The organism is Vibrio sp. Vb1755, assembly GCF_033338635.1.
Taxonomy (GTDB): Bacteria; Pseudomonadota; Gammaproteobacteria; order Enterobacterales; family Vibrionaceae; genus Vibrio; species Vibrio alginolyticus.
In genome coordinates, this window is the sequence record NZ_JAWOTA010000238.1 from 1 (window position 1) to 1206 (window position 1206).

Annotated in this window: 1 protein-coding gene; it reads right to left on the reverse strand. The window is 47.4% G+C overall.

The genetic code is table 11. The features are described 5' to 3' along the window. Positions 1–1039, reverse strand: a 1039-nt coding sequence (locus tag R7E00_RS24205) for an arylsulfatase (RefSeq protein WP_318124794.1), incomplete at its 3' end; no start/stop codon positions are given. Positions 1040–1206 lie beyond the last annotated feature (167 nt).

A 1206-nucleotide genomic window follows, 5' to 3' on the forward strand; every position in this document is an offset into this window, starting at 1 on the left:
CTTGCTTGATGGTGTTGTTACCCGCCGCAGAAAGCAGTGTTGGGAACCAGTCTTCACCCGCAAAGATGTCGTTTAACTTCGTATTTGGTGCAATGTGTCCAGGCCAACGAACCATTGCTGGTACGCGGAAGCCACCTTCCCAACCTGTGTTTTTCTCACCACGGAAAGGACCAAATGCTGCATCAGGCCAGGTCGCGTTCATCGGGCCATTATCGGTGGTGTAAATCACGATGGTGTTGTCGGCCACTTTCAGATCATCCAGTTTATCTAGCAACTCACCAACCATGTTGTCGTGCTCTACCATACCATCTGCGTATTCACCCAAACCTGTTGTACGGTTTTCTTCTTTCACATGCGTCCAAATGTGCATGCGTGTTGCGTTGTACCACAAGAAGAACGGCTTGTTCGCTTTAACTTGACGCTCCATGAAATTCATTGCCGCGTCTAGCGTTTCTTGGTCGACCGTTTCCATGCGCTTACGCGTCAAAGGACCTGTGTCTTCAATTTTGCCATCTGCATAAGAATGGATTACGCCACGCGGGCCAAAGTTTTTGCGGAACGCAGGATCTTTCGGGTAATCAGGGTTATCAGGCTCTTCTTCCGCGTTCAAGTGGTAAAGGTTACCCATGAACTCATCAAAACCGTGGTTTGTTGGCAACATTTCATCTTTGTCACCAAGGTGGTTTTTACCAAATTGGCCTGTCGCGTAGCCCATATCTTTAAGTGCCGTCGCCATTGTAATGTCTTGCGGCTGAAGACCTTGCTCTGCACCCGGTAGGCCGACTTTCGTCAAACCAGTACGGATTGGCATTTGACCAGTAATGAAAGTACTACGGCCCGCAGTACAAGATTGCTGCGCGTAGTACGCAGTGAAAAGCGCACCTTCTTGCGCAATTCTGTCGATGTTTGGTGTGTTGTAGCCAAGCATGCCTTGGTTGTAAGCAGAGATGTTACCGTAGCCGATGTCATCACCCATGATAACCAACATGTTGGGTTTAGAAGCTGCTTGTGCGGCAATCGGAGCTGCCGTTGCAAGCATCGTGAGTACTAGAGTATTTTTGCGAAAGTTCACGTTTTTTATTCCTTCACGTTAAAAACTTTCTTTATGGTATGCCTGCTGAAAAAACGATTGAAGTTATACAAGATATAACCAAATCTCATCTCAATTGGCATAGCGTTGCAATAGCAATGAAGTTTGTGCCGGAC